Origin of the sequence: Terrabacter sp. GCM10028922 (assembly GCF_042666095.1) — a bacterium.
Taxonomy (GTDB): Bacteria; Actinomycetota; Actinomycetes; order Actinomycetales; family Dermatophilaceae; genus Terrabacter.
This window is the reverse complement of record NZ_JBHTFG010000009.1, coordinates 290,646-309,899: the sequence shown is the minus strand read 5'-3', so window position 1 is coordinate 309,899 and position 19,254 is coordinate 290,646. Positions and strand designations below refer to the sequence as shown.

The 19,254-nt window shown below is 72.4% G+C and carries 17 protein-coding genes; 5 read left to right on the top strand and 12 right to left on the bottom strand.

The annotated features are described in order from the left end of the window. Window positions 1-56: 56 nt before the first annotated feature. Genes ACFQU3_RS10275 through ACFQU3_RS10230 form a run of 10 tightly spaced genes read right to left on the bottom strand, consistent with a single transcriptional unit; the run spans window position 57 to window position 9,405 of the window. On the bottom strand, window positions 57-1,616 hold the full coding sequence (locus tag ACFQU3_RS10275) for an NADH-quinone oxidoreductase subunit N (RefSeq protein WP_385909339.1): 1,560 nt from the start codon (window positions 1,614-1,616) through the stop codon (window positions 57-59). Next, the gene (locus tag ACFQU3_RS10270) at window positions 1,613-3,118 is read right to left on the bottom strand and encodes a NuoM family protein (protein WP_385909337.1); all 1,506 of its coding nucleotides are present in this window, start codon (window positions 3,116-3,118) and stop codon (window positions 1,613-1,615) included. The genes ACFQU3_RS10275 and ACFQU3_RS10270 overlap by 4 nt, the downstream gene beginning before the upstream one ends. Next, window positions 3,109-5,010 (bottom strand): NADH-quinone oxidoreductase subunit L, encoded by a 1,902-nt coding sequence (locus ACFQU3_RS10265; RefSeq protein ID WP_385909335.1) that lies wholly within the window; start codon window positions 5,008-5,010, stop codon window positions 3,109-3,111. The genes ACFQU3_RS10270 and ACFQU3_RS10265 overlap by 10 nt, the downstream gene beginning before the upstream one ends. Further along, on the bottom strand, window positions 5,007-5,387 hold the full coding sequence (gene nuoK, locus ACFQU3_RS10260) for an NADH-quinone oxidoreductase subunit NuoK (protein WP_385909333.1): 381 nt from the start codon (window positions 5,385-5,387) through the stop codon (window positions 5,007-5,009). Before nuoK ends, ACFQU3_RS10265 begins: the two co-directional genes overlap by 4 nt. Then, complete coding sequence (locus tag ACFQU3_RS10255) at window positions 5,384-5,971, bottom strand: NADH-quinone oxidoreductase subunit J (protein ID WP_385909332.1); 588 nt, start codon at window positions 5,969-5,971, stop codon at window positions 5,384-5,386. Before ACFQU3_RS10255 ends, nuoK begins: the two co-directional genes overlap by 4 nt. Beyond that, on the bottom strand, window positions 5,968-6,891 hold the full coding sequence (locus ACFQU3_RS10250; RefSeq protein ID WP_385909330.1) for a NuoI/complex I 23 kDa subunit family protein: 924 nt from the start codon (window positions 6,889-6,891) through the stop codon (window positions 5,968-5,970). The genes ACFQU3_RS10255 and ACFQU3_RS10250 overlap by 4 nt, the downstream gene beginning before the upstream one ends. 27 nt (window positions 6,892-6,918) lie before the next feature. Then, a complete protein-coding gene (locus ACFQU3_RS10245; protein WP_385909328.1) occupies window positions 6,919-7,887 on the bottom strand; it encodes an NADH-quinone oxidoreductase subunit H in 969 nt (322 codons plus the stop codon). Continuing rightward, window positions 7,884-8,411, bottom strand: a complete 528-nt coding sequence (locus tag ACFQU3_RS10240; RefSeq protein WP_385909326.1) for an NADH-quinone oxidoreductase subunit C — start codon at window positions 8,409-8,411, stop codon at window positions 7,884-7,886. Before ACFQU3_RS10240 ends, ACFQU3_RS10245 begins: the two co-directional genes overlap by 4 nt. Next, on the bottom strand, window positions 8,408-9,046 hold the full coding sequence (locus ACFQU3_RS10235) for an NADH-quinone oxidoreductase subunit B (protein WP_385909324.1): 639 nt from the start codon (window positions 9,044-9,046) through the stop codon (window positions 8,408-8,410). Before ACFQU3_RS10235 ends, ACFQU3_RS10240 begins: the two co-directional genes overlap by 4 nt. After that, entirely contained in the window at window positions 9,046-9,405 is a 360-nt protein-coding gene (locus tag ACFQU3_RS10230) for an NADH-quinone oxidoreductase subunit A (RefSeq protein ID WP_385909322.1), read from the bottom strand. Before ACFQU3_RS10230 ends, ACFQU3_RS10235 begins: the two co-directional genes overlap by 1 nt. Window positions 9,406-9,646: 241 nt before the next feature. Here ACFQU3_RS10230 and ACFQU3_RS10225 point away from each other — a divergent pair, with 241 nt between their 5' ends. The 5 genes from ACFQU3_RS10225 (at window position 9,647) to ACFQU3_RS10205 (ending at window position 16,838) form a co-directional block, all read left to right on the top strand. Beyond that, window positions 9,647-11,545, top strand: coding sequence for a 2-oxoacid:acceptor oxidoreductase subunit alpha (locus ACFQU3_RS10225; RefSeq protein WP_385909320.1), 1,899 nt, complete (start codon window positions 9,647-9,649; stop codon window positions 11,543-11,545). Continuing rightward, on the top strand, window positions 11,542-12,651 hold the full coding sequence (locus ACFQU3_RS10220; RefSeq protein WP_385909318.1) for a 2-oxoacid:ferredoxin oxidoreductase subunit beta: 1,110 nt from the start codon (window positions 11,542-11,544) through the stop codon (window positions 12,649-12,651). Before ACFQU3_RS10225 ends, ACFQU3_RS10220 begins: the two co-directional genes overlap by 4 nt. Continuing rightward, on the top strand, window positions 12,648-13,643 hold the full coding sequence (gene rarD, locus ACFQU3_RS10215) for an EamA family transporter RarD (protein WP_385909316.1): 996 nt from the start codon (window positions 12,648-12,650) through the stop codon (window positions 13,641-13,643). Before ACFQU3_RS10220 ends, rarD begins: the two co-directional genes overlap by 4 nt. 50 nt (window positions 13,644-13,693) lie before the next feature. Further along, window positions 13,694-15,289, top strand: a complete 1,596-nt coding sequence (locus tag ACFQU3_RS10210; protein ID WP_385909314.1) for an MFS transporter — start codon at window positions 13,694-13,696, stop codon at window positions 15,287-15,289. A 118-nt stretch (window positions 15,290-15,407) separates the two neighbouring features. After that, window positions 15,408-16,838: a class II fumarate hydratase gene (locus tag ACFQU3_RS10205; protein WP_385909312.1), complete on the top strand. Its 1,431-nt coding sequence runs from the start codon at window positions 15,408-15,410 to the stop codon at window positions 16,836-16,838. 120 nt (window positions 16,839-16,958) lie between these two features. Here the strand turns inward: ACFQU3_RS10205 and ACFQU3_RS10200 are convergent, their stop codons facing one another. Both ACFQU3_RS10200 and ACFQU3_RS10195 read right to left on the bottom strand, forming a co-directional pair. Further along, window positions 16,959-17,825: a VOC family protein gene (locus tag ACFQU3_RS10200; protein ID WP_385909310.1), complete on the bottom strand. Its 867-nt coding sequence runs from the start codon at window positions 17,823-17,825 to the stop codon at window positions 16,959-16,961. Window positions 17,826-17,941: 116 nt separating this feature from the next. Continuing rightward, a complete protein-coding gene (locus tag ACFQU3_RS10195) occupies window positions 17,942-19,249 on the bottom strand; it encodes a D-arabinono-1,4-lactone oxidase (protein ID WP_385909525.1) in 1,308 nt (435 codons plus the stop codon). Window positions 19,250-19,254 lie beyond the last annotated feature (5 nt).

Sequence of the window (19,254 nt, the reverse complement as noted above, 5' to 3'; positions counted from 1 at the left end):
TTCGACCGGGAAAGGCCCCGGGACTCCCCCGGGGCCTTTCCCGTGCCCCGGCGAACTCAGCCCAGGAGGCGCAGGAGCAGGTCGGGCTGCACGCTCACGACGACCAGGACGGCGGCTGCGACGACGAGCCCGGCGACCATGACCGGCCGCCGCGTCACCGTGCCGAAGGCGGTCGCCGACGTGTCGGCGGTGATGACGGCGCGCAGCCAGCGCAGGTAGACGGCGACGCCGAGCACCGCGTTGGCGGCGGCCACGACCGCGAGCCAGATCCACCCCTCGGCGACGACGGGCTGCAAGGCGGTGACCTTGCCGACCAGGCCGATGATGCCGGGGGGCAGACCGGCGAGCGAGGTCAGCGCGAGCGCGAGGGCACCGGCGCGCCACGGGCTGCGCTGCCAGAGTCCTTCGTACGCGGCGATGGAGCGTCCGTCACCCGGCCGGTCGCGCAGCGTGGCGGCGACGACGGCGAACGCGACGAGCGTGGCGACGACGTACGTGAGCAGGTACGTCGCGCTCGCCCCGACGCCGAGCGCGGAGACGCTGACGAGCGGCAGCACGACCCAGCCGGCCTGCGCGACGGTCGACCACGCGAGGAGGCGCACGACGTCGTCCTGGCGCAGGGCCATGACGTTGCCGAGGGTCATGCTGAGCGACGCGAGCACCGCGATCGAGAGCAGCGCCGGCGTGCCGAGGACGGCGACCGCACGCAGCACGACGAGCAGGGCGGCGAGGGCGGCGATCTTCGACACCGTGGCGAGGAAGGTCGCGACGGGCACCGACGATCCGGCGTAGGCCGTGGGCGTCCACGCGTGGAACGGCACGAGCGAGAGCTTGAAGCCGATGCCCGCGATGACGAGCACGGTGGCGAGCGAGACGAGCCCGGCCGACACCGACGGCCACACGACGACGGTCGGCGACGGACCGGCCGCCGAGAACGCGCCTGCCGATGACAAGGCGGCGTCCGGCGTCAGGAACGGGCTGCCGGTCGCCGCGAACCACAGCGCGACGCCGAGCACCAGCAGCGCGAAGGACACGAGCGAGGTGACGAGCAGCTGGGTCGCGCCCGCGACGGCCGAGCGCCGGCCCGAGAGGGCGACGAGGGCGATGACCGGCAGGGTCGCGAGCTCGAGCGCGACGAGCCACGTGCCGACGTCGCGGCTGGCCGCCACGACGACGGTGCCGGCGAGGGCCGCGAGGAGCAGGACCGCCTCCACGGGCTCGCGGGTGCTGTCGGTCGGGCGACGTCGGCGCGACAGCGGCCACGCGATGGCGATGCAGACGAGAGCCGAGACGGCGGCGGCCAGCTGGAGCGTGCTGCCGAGCGCGTCGGCCTGCCAGAGACAGACCTGCGGCAGCCCGTCGACGGCGGGCAGGCTGCTCGTCGCCGGCGCGCCGAACCCGCCTGTGACACAGAACGTCTCGCGCGTCGATCCGCCGCCGAGAGCTAGGCCCGGCAGCGTCGTCGCTGCTGACCCGAGCGAAGCGAGCCCCGCGATGGCGTACGGCACCCGCCTCAGCCGAGGCATGAGGAGGTCGGCGACGAGGACGAGCACGAGCCCGGAGACGGGCACGAGCGCAGGCAGCAGGACTCCGTAGTCGATGGTGAGGCCCTTCACGGCATTGCCCCCAGGCCGGCGAGCAGGCCGGTGGTCGCGGCGTCGGACAGGCCGAGCAGCAGGTGCGGCACGAGGCCGAGCACGACGATGACGACGACGAGGGCCATGGCGACGGCCCAACGGGCACCGCGCGCGTCGGCGACCGGCTCGGCGGCCGGCCCCTCGGCGGCCTCGCTGCCCTCGCCGGCCCAGACGATGCGTGCGACGCGCAGCGAGTAGGCGGCCGCCAGCGCCAGACCGGCGGCACCGAGCACCACGCAGACCCGCAGGAGCGCTACCGGGCGGTCGGGCGCGGGCGACCACGCGGCATACAGCGCCAGGAACTCGCCCCAGAAGCTGACGAGGCCGGGCAGGCCCAGGGCGGCGGCGAGGCCGACGACGAGCACGAAACCGAAGCGGGGCGCCTTGTCGCGCAAGGCTGCGCGTGCCACACGCAGATCCGACGAGCCCCACTGCTCCTTGAGGTCACCGACGACGAAGAAGAGGAGTGCGGCGACGACACCGTGCGCGATGTTGCCGAACAGCGCCGCCTGCAGGCCGGTCTCGCTGCCGGACGCTATCGCGAGCGCGACGAAACCCATGTGCGCGACGGAGCTGTAGGCGATGAGGCGCTTGAGGTCTCGCTCCACGAGGCAGGCAAGACCTCCCCAGAGGATGCCGACGACACCCAGGACCGCGAGGACCGGGCTGAGCGCCGCGACCCCCTGCGGGACGGTCGCGACGACGACGCGCACGATGCCGTAGGTGCCCATCTTGAGGAGCACCGCCGCGAGCAGCACCGAGCCGGCAGTCGGCGCGATGGTGTGCGCCGACGGCAGCCACGTGTGGAGCGGCCAGAGGGGCACCTTGATGCCGAGGCCGAGCAGCAGGAGTGCGGCGATCGCGATCTCGAGGGGTCTGGCGATACCGGCGCCGTGGCGGTCGGCGAGGACGATGAGGTCGCTCGTGCCCTGGTGGTGCACGAGGAACAGGATGCCGACGAGCATGAGCGTCGAGCCGAGCGCGGTGAACAGCACGAAGCGGCCCGCGGCGTCGGCGCGGGTCTCGTCGCGCACGTGGTCGTCGCCGAACCGACGGACGAGCACCCACATCGGCACGAGGACGACCTCGAAGGCGATGAAGAAGAGGATGGCGTCGCGCGCGAGGAAGGTCGCGAGCGCGCCCGTCTCGATGAGCAGGATGCAGCCGAGGAACGTCGAGCCGGTGCCGCCCCTGGGGATCGGGCCCGCGAGCGCGTGCGCGACGACGGCCACGGTGAGCAGCGCCGTGAGCAGGACGAGCGCCGCCGAGATGCCGTCGACGCCGAAGTGCCAGCGCACCCCGAGCGAGCGGATCCACGGCACGTCGACCTCGTGGCGGCCCCACACGACGACCACGGCCAACAGCGCCGTGACGACTGTCGAGCCGAGGGCGATACCCCGCTCGACGCGGGACTCGCCGGGGATGGCGATGAGGGCGATCGCCGCAAGCAGCGGCACGAGGAGCAGGAGGGTCAGCGCCACGCCGTCACCCCCAGGACCGCGACGAGCACGACGCCGCAGAGCAGCCCGAGGAGCGACAGGGACGGCACCGCGCGGTGGCTGCGCTCACCGACCCGGCCAGCCGCGCGCGCCGCGGCGGCCGTCGCCCGCGGGTAGGCGTCGACGACGTCTCGGTCGAGCACGACGACGAGGCGGGCGAGCGCCGTCACCCCTCGACCGAAGCCGGCGTATGCCGTGTCGGCACCGAAGCCGCGCACCGCGGACTCGCGCAAGCGGACCGGCAGGCGCTCGGCGACGTCGGAGCGGCCCCGGTCGCTGAGGACCCACACGGCAGACGCAGCGCCGACGACGAGCAGCACTGACAGGAGGGCGCCGACGAGCCCGACGTGGACGCCGCCGCGAAGGCTCGACAGGAACAGGGTGCCGACGACGGTGAGGGCGGCCAGGACAGAGACGACGAGCGCTGCCGGAAGCGTGATCGGCTCGTGGCCGTGGGCGTGGACCCGCTCCACCTCCGCGTCGTCCGCGCTGTCCGTGGTGGTCACGACGGCCACGTCCTCCTCGGCGACGACAGCGGCCTCACCCTCGGGTGCGGGAGCGGCGGCCGAGACCGGGGTGTCGAGGAGCAGCCAGGCGCGGGTGCAGTACGCGGCGGTCAGCACGACCGTGACGAAGAGCGCGACGACGACGATGCGGGCACCGACGCCCGTGCCCTCGAGCGCGGCGTCGATGACGGTGTCCTTGGTGAAGAAGCCGATGAGCGGAGGCACGCCGGCGAGCGCGGCCAAGCCGATGCCCATCGACCAGCGCAGCGCTCCCGTGCGCCGCAGGCGACCACGCAGGGCCGCGATCGCCGTGGCTCCCGCGAGCACCGACAGCCACCCTGCACCGAGGAAGAGCAGTGCCTTGAAGAAGGCGTGACCGATGAGGTGCGAGATGCCGGGTCCGGGGCCGAGGTCACCCGGGGCGGCCGCGAGAGCAGACAACATGATCGCGATCTGGCTGAGCGTCGAGTAGGCGAGCAGGCGCTTGAGGTCGGTCTGGGCGAACGCGAGCAGGGCGGCATACACCATCGTCACGGCGGCCAGGACGGCCAGCAGGGTGCGCGCGCCGTCGTGGCCGGCGTACAGCGTGAAGAGCCGGGCGATGACATAGGTGCCGGCCGCGACCATGGTCGCCGCGTGGATGAGCGCGGACGCGGGCGTGGGACCCTCCATGGCGTCGGGCAGCCAGTCGTGGAAGGGCACGAGCCCCGACTTGCCGGCGACCCCGATCGCCACGCCGACGAGACCCACGGTCAGCAGAGCGGGCTCTCCACCTGCCGTGAGCACCGCGAAGAGGTCGGTCGACTGGGCCCGGACGGAGAGCGCGACGATGCCGACGACCATGCCGATGTCGGCCACCCGCGTGACGAGGAAGGCCTTGTACGCCGCCCGGCGGGCCGCGGGACGCTCGCTGTCGTGGCCGATGAGCAGCCACGAGCACCAGCCCATGATCTCCCAGCCGACGAGCATGAGGACGAGGTCGGCCGACTGGAGGACGAGGAGCATGCCGGAGGCGAAGAGCGAGACCGTCGCTGCGAACTGGCCGTAGCGGGGGTCGTCGCGCAGGTACCACGCCGTGAAGACCTGGATCGCCAGCACGACGAGGGCCACGACGAACGCCACCAACCCCGACACCCGGTCGGAGAGCAGGTGCAGAGGCACCGCGAGGTCTCCGAGAGGCAGCCGCCCCAGTGTCTCGATGTCGGCGGTGCGCGACGGGGCGATCCACTGGATGAGGGCGAGGACGGTGACGTAGGCCGACACCGAGACCGCGATGGCCGCGGCGACGGACCGCTGCCTGCGGGCGAGCAGTCCGAGGAGCCCGGCGAGCGCCGGGAGCACGACGACCATGCGCACGATCCAGCTCACGGGGCACCCTCCCGGGCAGGCGTCCGCTCCGTCGCGGGCTGCACGCTCTCGCCGGCCGGCACGTCCTCGTCGTCGCTGAGGTCGGGGACGGCCGTGAGGTCGATGCTGCCGCTGCGGCGGAAGAGCACGAGGATGATCGCGAGCGCGACCGTGATCTCGGCCGCCGCGATCGTGATGACGAAGAGGGTCAGCACGGGACCCGCCGCGAACGGCGCGCCGGGTCGCGAACCCGCTGTCACGAGAAGAAGGTTCGCGGCGTTGAGGATGAGCTCGACGCCGATGAGCACGAGCACGGCGTTGCGCCGCGCGAGGACACCGTAGACGCCGATTCCGGCGAGCAGGGCGACGAGCGCAGCCGGGAACCCGAGATGGATCACGCGCGCTCCCCCGCCGGCTGGGTCGCGTCGGCCGACGTCGACGGGCGGGTGGCGGCGCGGACCGTCGGCGCCTCCTCTCGGGTCAGGACGAGACGCGAGACCGCGAACGCCCCGATCAGCGCGACGAGGAGCAGCACGGAGAGCAGCTCGAACGGCCAGACCCACGTGCCGAAGATGGCCTGGGCGACCTGCGGTGTCAGCGACTCCGCCGTGTCGAGGTCGGCCCGTGCGCCGAAGAAGAGGGGCAGCAGGAGCGAGGCGAGCAGGACGGTCGTCGCGGCCCCGAGCACGGCACCGGCGACGCGCTGCCAGCCCGGGGTGTCGATCTCGGCGTGCGGGCCGATCGGGGCCCGGGTGAGCATGAGCGCGAAGAGGACGAGCACGACGATGGCGCCCACGTAGACGAGCAGCTGCACGAGCCCGACCAGCTCCTGGCCGAGCACGAGGTACGCCCCGGCGAGCGAGCCCAGTGACACGAGCAGCCACAGCGCCGCGTGCACGACGTGCTTCGTCGTCACCGACAGCAGGGCCGACAGGGCGGTCACGGCGCCGACGGCGACGAAGACGATGTCGCGTGTCGTCACGAGCGGCCCTCCTCGTCGGGTGTCTCCGCCTCGCCGGCGGACCGCGTGGACTCGTCGGACGACACCGTGGGCAGCACCTGGGTCGAGTCGCCTTCTGCTGCAACGGCATCCGCGGCCTCAGAGGCGTCGGAGACCGGAAGGACCTTCGTCTGCTCGACGTCGACCGCCGGCGGCACGGTGCCCGCCGGCTCGGCGGCTGAGGGGTCCGGGACCGGCGGCTGCGCGGTCGGCATGACCGTTGTCCGCTCGACACCCCGCTCGACGGCGCGCTCGGCAGTCCGCTCGACGGCACGCTCGGAAGTCCGCTGGGCCGTCCGCTCGGTGGCCCGCTCGGTGGTCCGCTCGGGACGCACCCGCGCGGGGCGAGCAGCAGCCCCGGCCCCACGCGTACCCGCGGGTCCGGCGCCCGCCCCGCGGGCGGGCTTCGCGGCCGCAGCGACCTCGGCGGGGTCGGGGCTGCCCGGGTCGAGCGCCGCGGGCGGCGGGACGGTCGCCATCCAGGCACCGAGGCGGTCCTTCTCGTGGAGCAGGTCGCGGATGTCGAGCTCGGCGTACTCGAACTCGGGACTCCAGTGCAGCGCGTCGAACGGGCACACCTCGATGCAGATGCCGCAGTACATGCACAGCGAGAAGTCGATGGCGAAACGGTCGAGGACGTTGCGCTGCCGCGCCCGGCCGCCGGGCGTCGTCGGGGGCAGCTCCTCCTTGTGCGAGTCGATGTAGATGCACCAGTCGGGGCACTCGCGCGCGCACAGCATGCACGACGTGCAGTTCTCCTCGGTGAGCGCGATGACGCCGCGCGACCGCGGGGGCAGCGCCGGCGAGACGTCGGGGTACTCCGCCGTGTGCGTGTGCCGGGTCAGGGACCTCGCGGTGGTCGCGAGCCCCTTGACCAGCCCGGGCAGGATGCCGTCAGCCATGTCGCTCCACCCTCGATCGGTCGTCGGTCACGGGAAGATCACCACCCCGACGGCGGTCAGCGCGAGCTGGACCAGGGCCAGGGGCACGAGCCACACCCAGGCGAGGCGCTGAAGCTGGTCCTCGCGCATGCGCGGCCACGAGACGCGCAGCCAGATGATGACGACGGCGACGAGGAAGCCCTTGAGCAGCGTCCACAGCCACCCGAACCAGCCCTCCAACGGACCGGCCCACCCGCCGAGGAAGAGCACAGCGAAGAGGAGCGACAGGACGACGATGCCGGCGTACTCGGCAAGCAGGAAGAACGCGAAACGCAGCCCGGTGTACTCGGTGAACGCGCCGAAGACGATCTCGGAGTCGGCGAGCGGCATGTCGAACGGCGGCCGCTGCAGCTCGGCGAGCGCCGACACGAGGAAGACGACCGCCCCGGGAGCCTGCCAGAGCAGCCACCACGGGGTCCACGCCTCGGCGATGCCGATGACGGACAGCGAGCCACCTGCGAGCGCGACGGAGGCCACCGCGAGCACCATCGGCAGCTCGTAGGAGACCAGCTGCGCCGCGGCCCGCATCGCGCCGAGGAGGGAGTACTTGTTGGCCGAGGCCCACCCGGCCATGAGGGTGCCGACGACGCCGACCCCGATCACCGCGAGGACCAGCACGACGCTCGCGTCGACGCGGGCGCCGACGACCCTCGGCGAGAGCGGGATGACGGCGAGCGCCACGAGGTACGGGATGAGCGCGACGAACGGAGCGAGCCGGAAGACCCACCGGTCGGCGCGCGCCGGAGTGATGTCCTCCTTCTGCACGAACTTCACGCCGTCGGCGACGAGCTGCGCCCACCCGTGGAAGCCACCGGCATACATGGGCCCGAGGCGGCCCTGCATGTGCGCCATGACCTTGTGCTCGGTCTGGCCGACGAGGAGCGGCAGCACGAGGAAGGCGGCGAGGACCGCAGCCGCGCGCAGCACGACCTCGAGCCACGGGGCGAGGTCGCTCATCGGGGTCCCCACTCCGGGCCGGGCACGCCCGGCGCCTGCACGCGGCGACGGCCGGGGGCGCGGGCGGAGTCATGCCCCTCGCCCGGCTCCTTGGCACCCGGCCACGCCTTCGAGGCGCGCGCCGCGAGGACGAACGACTTGCGCAGCGGCGTCCCCTCGAAGCCGTCGGGCAGCAGGAGCGGACGCAGGCCGAGGCCGGTGCCGTCGTCGAAGCCGTCGAACTCGATGCCGAACATCTCGTGGGTCTCGCGCTCGTGCCACGCGGCCCCGCGGAAGATCCCCGTGAGCGACGGGACGGGAAGGCCCTCGGGGGCCCGCGTGCGCAGCAGCACCGACGGCAGGCTCCCGGGCTCGCGGGTGTCGATGAGGTGGCACACGACATCGAAGCCGGCGTCGTCACCCTCGCGGTCGGTCTCGTCGACCGCCGTCAGCCAGTCGAAGTACGCGTAACCCTCCTCGCGGAGCGCGAGCGCAGTGCTCGACCACTCCCCGAAGGGCACGTCACGCACGTCGGTGACCTTCACCTGCCACCGTCCCGGGACCTCGCGCCACGCCGCACCAACGGACGGCTGAGGTCACCGGCGCTCGCGACCCGCGTGCCGGCATACCGGCCGTTCATCCTGTGCGCCGAGAGGCGTTCGCTCGCGATCTGCTCCTGGAGGCGGATGATGCCGTGCAGCAGCGCCTCGGGTCGGGGCGGGCAACCGGGCACGTAGACGTCGACTGGGACGATCTGGTCGACGCCCTTCGTCACGGAGTAGGAGTCCCAGTACGGGCCGCCGGAGTTGGAGCAGGCGCCGAAGGAGATGACGTACTTCGGCTCGGGCATCTGGTCGTAGAGCCGCCGGATCGCTGGGGCCATCTTGTCGGTGACGGTGCCCGAGACCACCATGAGATCGGCCTGGCGCGGTCCGGGCGCGAACGGGATGACCCCGAGGCGGATGAAGTCGTGCCGGCCCATCGAGGCGGCGATGAACTCGATGGCGCAGCAGGCGAGGCCGAAGTTGAACACCCACAGCGAGTAGCGCCGGCCCCAGTTGAGCACGACCTTGACGGGCTTGGGTGCGTGGCCTCCGAGCACCCCCATCGACGCCGGACCGATGGTCGGCATCGGCAGGCTCACAGGCCGGCTCGCAGGCTGGCTCGTCGGCTGGTCCATCACACCCACCTCAGCAGGCCGCGCCGCGCGGCATGGGCCAGCCCGAGCACGATGACGCCGATGAAGATGCCCATCTCGACGAGGCTGGCGCGGCCGAGGTCGGCGTCGCGGATCACGGTGGCCCACGGGAAGAGGTAGATCGCGTCGACCGCGAAGATGACGTAGAGGAAGGAGAAGACGAAGTAGCGGACCTTCGTCTGCGCCCAGCCCTCGCCGACGGGGTCGACGCCCGACTCGTACGTCGTCAGCTTGGCCGCATGCGGGGCCCGCGGAGCCAGCAGGCGTCGGGCGAGCATGGCGACGGTGACGAGCAGGACGCCCGCCCCCAGCACCGCTGCGACGGCCACGTACCCGGTCATGACAGTCAGCCTATCCAGACGAACCTTCCGTATGCCGCGTGGTGCCGTCCGGAGCCGCCCATCACGCTCACGCGCCGATCGTCTCGAACCGGTGCCTGCGGCCCCGCGGATCGGCGCCGCGGGTTGTCCACGTAATGGCAACCTCCACAAATGTGAATTCCATGCGATCTACCATGGAAATTGCCCGCCGCACAGGGCCCGGGGCAGTGAATCGTATGGAAGTTCGAGGACGTCGCAGAGCATGAGCACCAAACTGGTCCAGAAGCTCGATCGCGTGGTCATCCGATTCGCCGGAGACTCCGGCGACGGTATGCAGCTCACGGGTGACCGCTTCACGTCGCAGACGGCGCTGCTGGGCAACGACCTGTCGACGCTGCCGAACTTCCCCGCCGAGATCCGCGCACCCCAGGGCACGCTGCCGGGCGTCTCGAGCTTCCAGCTGCACTTCGCCGACCACAACGTCCTGACGCCGGGTGACAGGCCGGACGTCCTCGTCGCGATGAACCCCGCCGCGCTCAAGGCCAACCTCGGCGACCTGCCGCGCGGCGCCACGATCATCGTCAACACCGACGAGTTCACGAAGCGCAACCTGTCCAAGGTCGGCTACGTCGAGAGCCCGATCGACGACGGCTCGCTCGAGAGCTACCACGTGCACCCGGTCGCGCTGACCTCGATCGCGGTCGAGGCGCTCGCGTCGTTCACGGACCTGACCCGCAAGGAGAAGGAGCGCGCGAAGAACATGTTCGCGCTCGGCCTGCTCTCCTGGCTCTACACGCGCCCGATGGACGGCACGGAGGCGTTCCTCAAGGCGAAGTTCTCCGACAAGCCCGAGATCCTCGAGGCCAACCTCGCCGCGCTGCGGGCGGGCTTCCACTACGGCGAGACGACGGAGGACTTCGCGGTCTCCTACGAGGTCGCCCCCGCGCGGATGGATGCCGGCACGTACCGCAACGTCACCGGCAACGTCGCGCTGTCGCTCGGTCTGGTCGCTGCCGCCCACCGGGCGCACCTGCCGCTCTTCCTCGGCTCCTACCCGATCACGCCGGCGTCCGACATCCTGCACACGCTCGCCGGGCTCAAGCGCTACGGCGTCGCGACGATGCAGGCCGAGGACGAGATCGCGGGCGTCGGCGCGGCGCTCGGTGCGTCGTTCGGTGGCGCGCTGGGTGTGACGACGACCTCCGGTCCGGGCCTCGCGCTCAAGGCCGAGACGATCGGGCTGGCCGTGTCGCTCGAGCTGCCCCTGATCGTCTGTGACATCCAGCGCGGCGGGCCGTCCACCGGTCTGCCGACGAAGACCGAGCAGGCCGACCTGCTCCAGGCGCTGTTCGGCCGCAACGGCGAGTCGCCCGTCGCCGTCATCGCGCCCTCGACCCCTGCCGACTGCTTCGACGTCGCCGTCGAGGCCGTCCGTATCGCGACGACCTACCGCACGCCCGTCATCGTGCTGTCCGACGGCTACCTCGCCAACGGTTCCGAGCCGTGGCGGCTGCCGCGCACGGCCGAGCTTCCCGACATCGCGGTCGAGTTCGCGACCGAGCCGAACGCGGTCGACGACAAGGGCGCGCCGGTCTTCCACCCGTACCTCCGCGACCCCGAGACCCTCGCACGGCCCTGGGCCATCCCGGGCACCCCGGGCCTCGAGCACCGCGTCGGCGGCATCGAGAAGGCCGACGTCACGGGCAACATCTCCTACGACCCCGACAACCACGACCACATGACGCGGCTGCGCCAGGCGAAGATCGACGGCATCGCAGACACGATCGACCCGCTCGGCGTCGACGACCCGACGGGCGACGCCGACGTGCTCATGCTGGGCTGGGGCTCGACGTACGGCCCGATCGCCGCCGCCGTCCGCCTCGCCCGCGCCACGGGTGCCCGCGTCGCGCAGGCGCACCTGCGCCACCTCAACCCGTTCCCCGCCAACACCGGTGACGTGCTGCGTTCCTACCAGCGCGTCATCGTGCCCGAGATGAACCTCGGCCAGCTCTCGATGCTGCTGCGGGCGAAGTACCTCGTCGACATCGAGTCGCACACGTCGGTGCGCGGCCTGCCGTTCCAGGCCGGCGAGCTCGCCGACGTCATCGCGACCGCCGTGGCGTCCGTGTCGACCGCGCCCCTCAAGGAGGCCGCAAAATGACCACCGACCTCGGTATGCCGCTCCCCTCGGCAGGTGCCACGGGCACCGCGGGGGTGCCCCGCCTCGCCGACGGCACCGCACTGACGAAGAAGGACTTCACCTCCGACCAGGAGGTGCGCTGGTGCCCCGGCTGTGGCGACTACGCCATCCTCGCGGCCGTGCAGGGCTTCCTGCCCGAGCTGGGCCTCAAGCGCGAGAACATCGTCTTCGTCTCGGGCATCGGCTGCTCGTCGCGCTTCCCGTACTACCTCGACACGTACGGCATGCACTCGATCCACGGTCGTGCGCCCGCGATCGCGACCGGTCTGGCGGCGACGCGGGAGGACCTCTCGGTGTGGGTCGTCACCGGTGACGGCGACGCCCTCTCGATCGGCGGCAACCACCTCATCCATGCGCTGCGCCGCAACGTCAACCTCAAGATCCTGCTCTTCAACAACGAGATCTACGGCCTGACCAAGGGCCAGTACTCCCCCACGTCACACGTCGGCCAGGTCACGAAGTCGACGCCGCTCGGCTCGCTCGACACACCCTTCAACCCGGTGTCCCTGGCGCTCGGCGCCGAGGCGAGCTTCGTCGCGCGCACCATGGACTCCGACCGGCAGCACCTGACAGCGGTGCTGCGCGCGGCCGCCGAGCACCGCGGTTCGGCCCTCGTCGAGATCTACCAGAACTGCCCGATCTTCAACGATGGTGTCTTCGACGTGCTCAAGGACCGCACCGAGGCGGCCGCCCGCATCCTGCACCTGACCGACGGCGAGGAGGTCGCCGCGGGCGACACCGTCGTGGTCCGCGACGGTCGCGGCTCGCTCGCCGTCGTGCCCCGTGCCGACGCCGACCCGGCGCACATCGTCCGTCACGACGTATCGGCCGACGACCCCTCTGCCGCCTTCGCGCTCTCGCGGCTCGACAGCCCCGACCTCGGCAACGTGCCGATGGGCATCTTCCGCAACGTGCAGCGCCCGACCTACGACGACGGCCTGCGCGACCAGATCGCCTCGGCCCGCACGGGTGAGGTCACCGACGCCGACATCGACGCGCTGCTCGCGGGTCGCGACACCTGGACGGTCGGCACGCCCGCCGGCGCCAACGGGGTCGCCGGGGCGTGACCTCGACCGACCGCACCGACGCCGTCGTCACCACCGGGGCGCCATCCAGGCCGCCCACGGCACCACACGGCGAGGTGGGGCGGGGCACCCTCCTCGGCTTCACGGCATACGGGCTCTGGGGCCTCTTCCCGCTCTACTTCGACGTGCTCCGGCCGGCGGGGCCGTGGGAGATCCTCGCCCACCGCATCCTCTGGACGCTGCTCTTCTGCGTCGTCGTGCTCCTCGTCGTGCGCGACCTCGGCTGGATCCGGCCGCTGCTGCGCCGGCCCCGGCTGCTGGCCGGCACCGCCGTCGCCGCCGTCCTCATCGCCGTCAACTGGGTCGTCTACGTCGCGGCGGTCACGTCCGGCAACACCTCAGAGGCGGCGCTCGGCTACTTCCTCAACCCGCTCGTCACCGTCGCGCTGGGAGTCGTCGTGCTCGGTGAGCGGCTCCGGCCGCTGCAGTGGCTGGCGGTCGCGACGGGCGTGGTGGCAGCGGTCTACCTCGGCGTCACGGGCGGCCGCGTGCCGTGGGTCGCGCTGACGCTCGCGGTGTCGTTCGCGCTCTACGGGCTGACGAAGAAGAAGGTCGGCGTCAGCCTCGATGCCATCCACGGCCTCACCGTCGAGACCGTCGTGCTCGCGCCCGTCGCCGTCGTGCTGCTGCTCGTCGTCGGGGCGCAGGGTGGCCTCGCGCTCGGACAGCACGGCGCGTGGCACACCTCGCTGCTCGTGCTCTCGGGGGTCGTCACGGCGGTGCCGCTGCTCTGCTTCGCGGCCGCGGCGCGCCGCATCCCGCTCGTCTCGATCGGGCTCATCCAGTTCATCACCCCCGTGCTGCAGCTGCTCTGCGCCGTGCTGCTCCTCGGCGAGCACCTGCCGCGCGAACGGTGGGTCGGCTTCGGCATCGTGTGGCTCGCGCTCGTCGTGCTCACCGTCGACTCGCTCGTCGGCCTGCGCGGCGCCCGCGCCTCCCGCCGCGACCTGCCGGTGGACGACTGCCCGCGCTGAACGCCCGCGGCAACGAGCGGGCACCGCGGCTGCAGTGACAGACTGCCGGGGTGAGCGTCATCGCCTCGGGGTCCACGACCGGTCGGTTCATCATCGCGGCCGCCGTCCTCGGCTCGGGCATGGCGCTGCTCGACGGGACCGTGGTCAACGTCGCTCTCGTGCGCATCGGAGAAGACCTCGACGCGAGCCTCGCCGACCTGCAGTGGATCACCAACGGGTACCTGCTCGCGCTCGCCTCGCTCATCCTGCTCGGCGGCTCACTGGGTGACCGGTTCGGCCGGCGCCGGGTCTTCCTGGTCGGCGTCGCGTGGTTCACGCTCGCCTCCGCCGCGTGCGGGCTCGCGCAGTCGCCCGGACAGCTCGTCGCAGCGCGCGTGCTCCAAGGCGTCGGAGGCGCGCTGCTCACGCCGGGCAGCCTCGCCATGATCCAGGCGTCGTTCAGACCGGAAGACCGCGGCAAGGCCATCGGCACGTGGTCGGGGCTCGGCGGGATCGCTTCTGCCATAGGGCCGTTCGTCGGCGGCTGGCTCGTGGAGTACGCGAGCTGGCGGTGGGCGTTCCTCGTCAACGTGCCGCTCGGTGTTGCGACCGTGTGGATCGCGTGGCTGCACGTGCCCGAGACACGCGACGAGAGGGCCGACCACCACTTCGACGTGGCCGGGGCCGTTCTCGCCACGCTGGCGCTCGGCGTCGCGACCTTCGCCCTGATCCAGTACGAGTCGCTCGGGCCGGGTCTCACGGCCGCGGTCAGCGCGGTCGGCCTCGCGATCGGTGCCGCCTTCGTCATCGGCGAGCGCCGCACCCGGCACCCGATGGTGCCGCCGTCGCTCTTCAGGTCGCGCCAGTTCAGCGCGGCCAACGCGATGACGCTGCTCGTGTACGCCGCGCTCGGAGCGGTCTTCTTCTTCCTCACCCTCCAGCTGCAGACCGTGCTCGGCTACGGCCCCCTGCTGGCGGGCATGGCGTCGCTGCCGGTGACGATCCTCATGCTCTTCCTCGCGGCGCGCGGCGGCGAGCTGGCATCGCGCATCGGGCCGCGCCTGCCGATGGCCGTCGGGCCGATCGTCTGCGGCATCGGCACGGTGCTGCTGGCCTGGGTCGGCGCCGGCTCGACGTACGTGGCGGGCGTGCTCCCGGGCATCACCATCTTCGGGCTCGGGCTCGTGCTGCTCGTGGCGCCGCTCACCGCCACGGTGCTCGCCGCGGCGCCCGACCGGTATGCCGGTGTGGCCAGCGGCGTCAACAACGCCGTCGCCCGCGCCGGCAGCCTTCTCGCCGTCGCCGCTCTGCCGGCCGTCGTCGGGCTCAGCGGCACGGACTACGCGCGGCCCGAGGCGTTCTCGGCGGCGTACCGAGTTGCGATGCTGCTCTGCGCCGGGTTGCTCGTCGCCGGTGGTGTCGTGTCATGGCTGCTCATCCGCAACCCGGACGACTCCGCGGTGGCAGCCGAGGCGGCGGCGCGTGCCGAGGAGGCCGGTGGGGGCGAGGAGCTCGCGGCTGCCGGCGCCGCGCGTGAGGCCGCGTCGGTCGCCGGCCCGGCCACCCGGCCGATGCGCTCGGCTCCGGCCGGCTGGTCGTGCGCCGGCTCGCAGGGCTGCCCCGGCACGAGCCACGGCTACCACGACCACGCCACCTCCCGCCCCTGACCCGGCGTCCCGGCGTGCCGCCGTGCCGGCGTGCCGGCGTGCCGGCGTGCCGGCGTGCCGGCCGATGGTGCGGCTCGCTCGGAAGGTGGCCGATGCCGGGCTGGCGCATGATGGAGGCATGAGCGACGCCGCCTCGCAGGACTTCCGGACCGAGCACGACTCGATGGGCGAGGTGCAGGTCCCCGCCGACGCCCTCTGGGGTGCACAGACGGCGCGCGCCGTCGAGAACTTCCCGATCAGCGGGCAACCGGTGCCCGCCGGGGTCGTCCACGCGCTCGCGCAGCTCAAGGCCGCCGCGGCAGAGGTCAACGCCGAACTCGGCGTGCTCGATGCCGACCGCGCCCAAGCCATCGCCCGGGCGGCGGGCGAGGTCGCGGACGGCGACCACGACGACCACTTTCCCGTCGACGTCTTCCAGACCGGCTCGGGCACGTCGACGAACATGAACGTCAACGAGGTCGTCGCCCGGCTCGCGCACCTCGCGAGCGACCTCGACGTGCACCCCAACGACCACGTCAACGCCGGCCAGTCGAGCAACGACACGTTCCCGAGCGCGCTGCGGATCGCGGCCACGACCGCAGCGGTCACCGAGCTCGTACCCGCGCTCGAGCACCTCGCGACGGCGCTCGCGCGCAAGGAGTTGGAGTTCGCCGACGTCGTCAAGGCCGGCCGGACCCACCTCATGGACGCCGTCCCGGTGACGCTCGGGCAGGAGTTCGGCGGCTACCGACGCCAGGTCGAGCTCGGTGCGAGCCGGGTGCGCACTGCGGCAGACGCCACGAGCGAGCTGCCGCTGGGTGGCACGGCCGCCGGGACAGGTCTCAACGCGGCGCCCGGCTTCGCGCGCAAGGTCATCGAGCGGGTGGCCGCGGTCACGGGCATCCCCTTCCGCGAGGCCGTCGACCACTTCGAGGCCCAGTCGGCGCAGGACGCCGTCGTCGAGCTGTCGGGCGCCCTCAAGGTGGTCGCGGTGAGCCTGACGAAGATCTGCAACGACCTGCGCTGGATGAGCTCCGGGCCGCGCACCGGCCTCGGCGAGATCCACCTGCCCGACCTGCAGCCCGGCTCGAGCATCATGCCCGGCAAGGTCAATCCGGTCGTGCCCGAGGCGACCCTCATGGCGTGCGCGCAGGTCATCGGCAACGACGTCGTCATCACGACCGCGGGCGCGGCCGGCAACTTCGAGCTCAACGTCATGCTGCCGGTCATGGCCAAGAACGTGCTCGAGTCCATCGGGTTGCTGGCCAGCACGTCTCGCCTGCTTGCCGACCGCTGCGTCGACGGCGTCACGGCCGAGGTCGAGCACGCTCGGGAGCTGGCCGAGGGCTCGCCCTCGATCGTCACGCCCCTCAACCGGTACATCGGCTACGAGGCCGCGGCGGCCGTCGTCAAGCAGGCCGTCAAGGAGCGCCGGACCATCCGCGAGGTCGTCATCGAACAGGGCCACGTCTCCGACGGCAAGCTCACGGAGCAGCAGCTCGACGAGGCCCTGGACGTGCTCTCGATGACCCGGCCCGCAACCGAGGCCGGGCCCGCCACGACGACCTGACCGGCTGGGTCGTGGCACCGGCCGCGGGTCGAGGCACGGGCTGCCGTTCGGGGCACGTGCGACCGGGCGCCGCGCAGTCCTCGCCCCGAAGCGCAGCCCGTGCTCCGGCGGCCGCCGTCGTCAGCCGAGGAACTGGCTGGCGGTGAAGACCGCGCCCTGCGGGTCGCGCACCAGCGCGGTGTGTGTCCAGTCGCCGTCGTCGGTGCGCAGCACCGTGCCGCCGAGCTCGGCCACCCGGTCGGCGGTCGCGTCACGGTCGGCCACCGCGAACGTCACGTGCCAGCCCGGCGCCTCGCCGGGAGTCACGGGCGCGACCCAGCCGATCGCGTCGGCGAAGCCGGGAGGCACGCCCACACCGGACTGCCGCTCGTGGATGTCGGGGTCGACCGTGGCGGCGAGGTGGTCGCCGTAGCCGGGTACCCGGATCATCGTCGCGAAGCCGACGTCGGAGAACTCCCAGCCGAACACGGAAGAATAGAACGGCTGCGCGGCCTCCGGGTCCTCGACGTGCAGGTCGCTGAAGTTCCATGCGCCGGGCGCGTTGGTGACCTGGGCGCCGAGGCGCCGCTTGGCCTCCCACAACCCGATCTCCAAGCCCTGAGGGTCACGCACGAGCACCGATCGTCCACCCTCCCCCGCGACTGTCGGGGGCTGCACGACGAAGCCCCCGGCCTGCTCGATGCGGGCGGCCGCTGCGTCGGCGTCGTCGACCGCGACATAGGTGTTCCAGCGCGTCCCCGCGACCTCACCGCGGCCGGGCGAGGCAGGGCCGCCGACAGCACCGACGTCCTTGCCGTCGAGCTGCGCGACGAGATATCGGAAGGGCGCGCCCGGCGGCGTCGCCTCGGCGTACGACCAGCCCATGACCCCGCGGTAGAAGTCCGCGGCCGCCTCGACGTCTGGCTGCTCGGTGTCGACCCATGAGGTGACGCCCTCGGGATAGGTCCTCTGCTGGGCCACGACATCCTCCTCCATCTCGGACTGCATCGCCCCCACGGTAGGCGCGGCCGCCGACACCCGCCCGCCAGCACCGGCCGGGTGCGGCACTGCACCTCGCCTGGGAGCGTCAGCGCACCGCACGCTCGAGCTGAGCGGCGCGACCGTCAGTCGCCGAGCACCCGCTCGAGGTAGGGGTTGCCGAAGAGGCGTCGCGGGTCGACCCGGTCGCGCACCGCGACGAAGTCGTCGAAGCGCGGGTGGACCGATCGGAGGTAGTCGGCGCCCTGGGTGTGCATCTTGCCCCAGTGCGGGCGACCTCCGTGGTTGACCGCGATGGCCTCGAACGCGTCGAAGTACGCGCCGCGCTCCTGCCGGTGGTACTTGTGGATCGCGATGTAGCAGCTCTGCCGCTCGTACGCCGTCGAGAGCCACACGTCGTCAGCCGCCGCCACGCGGCACTCCACGGGGAACGAGATCCGCTCGTCGTGCGTGTTGACCCACTCGCGCAGCTCGAGCAGCACCTCGGTGAGGGCCGTTCGGGGGAAGGCCCACTCGGACTCCATGAACCGCACCTCCCGCGCGGTGACGAACACCTTGTGCGAGCTGTCGGTGTACTGACGCTCGGCCAGCGCACGCGAGGCGACGGCGTTGATGCCGCGCGTCGACCGCGGTAGGCGCGTCGCGACCCGGTTGGTCAGCTCGAAGAAGCGGTTGCTCAGCAGGTCGTCGTCGAGCTTCTCGCGCCACGTCGGGAGCGGCCGCTTCAGGGTGCCCTCGGGCACCCGGTTGTTGCGCTTCGTCTGGGTGCGGTCGGTGTGCGGGTACCAGTAGAACTCGAAGTGGTCGTTGGCCTCGGCGGTGACGTTGACGTGGTCGAGCAGGTCGAGCAGCGGCTCGGGCTTCTCGACCGCGTGGAGCAGGAACGCCGGCACCACGCCGATGGTGATCTCGGTGACGATGCCGAGCGCGCCCAGCCCGAGGCGCGCGGCTTGGAAGAGGTCGGGCTCCTGGGTCGGCGAGCACGTGACGACGGACCCGTCGGCGAGCACGAGACGCAGCGCCCTGATGCCCGCCGAGAGGCCGGGCACCCGCAGACCCGTGCCGTGCGTGCCGCTGGCCGTGGCACCCGCGAGGCTCTGCCGGTCGATGTCGCCGAGGTTGGGCAGGGCGTAGCCGAACGCCGCCAGCTCCTCGTTGAGGACGTGGAGCGGGGTGCCTGCCCGCACCGTCGCCTCCCCGCGGGTCGAGTCGATCGAGGTGACTCCCGTCAGGGCGCCGAGGCGCAGCTGCACGCCGTCGGTGACCGCCACACCGGTGAACGAGTGACCGGCGCCGATGGCCTTGACCCGTAGGCCGCGCGCGGCCGCGCGTTCGACCTCCTCGACGACCTCCGACTCGCCGCGGGGCGTGGCCACGCGAGCGAGCCTCGAGCTCTCGGTGCCGGACCAGTTGGACCACTCGACACTGCGCACGACGC

Excerpts from the sequence above, each read along its gene's own strand:
- ACFQU3_RS10250 (WP_385909330.1), bottom strand. The coding sequence starts at position 6,891 with ATGGCTGACGGCATCCTGCCCGGGCTGGTCAAGGGGCTCGCGACCACC.
- ACFQU3_RS10245 (WP_385909328.1), bottom strand. The coding sequence starts at position 7,887 with ATGAGCGACCTCGCCCCGTGGCTCGAGGTCGTGCTGCGCGCGGCTGCG.
- ACFQU3_RS10235 (WP_385909324.1), bottom strand. The coding sequence starts at position 9,046 with ATGGACCAGCCGACGAGCCAGCCTGCGAGCCGGCCTGTGAGCCTGCCG.
- ACFQU3_RS10230 (WP_385909322.1), bottom strand. The coding sequence starts at position 9,405 with ATGACCGGGTACGTGGCCGTCGCAGCGGTGCTGGGGGCGGGCGTCCTG.
- ACFQU3_RS10225 (WP_385909320.1), top strand. The coding sequence starts at position 9,647 with ATGAGCACCAAACTGGTCCAGAAGCTCGATCGCGTGGTCATCCGATTC.
- ACFQU3_RS10220 (WP_385909318.1), top strand. The coding sequence starts at position 11,542 with ATGACCACCGACCTCGGTATGCCGCTCCCCTCGGCAGGTGCCACGGGC.
- ACFQU3_RS10205 (WP_385909312.1), top strand. The coding sequence starts at position 15,408 with ATGAGCGACGCCGCCTCGCAGGACTTCCGGACCGAGCACGACTCGATG.
- ACFQU3_RS10200 (WP_385909310.1), bottom strand. The coding sequence starts at position 17,825 with ATGCAGTCCGAGATGGAGGAGGATGTCGTGGCCCAGCAGAGGACCTAT.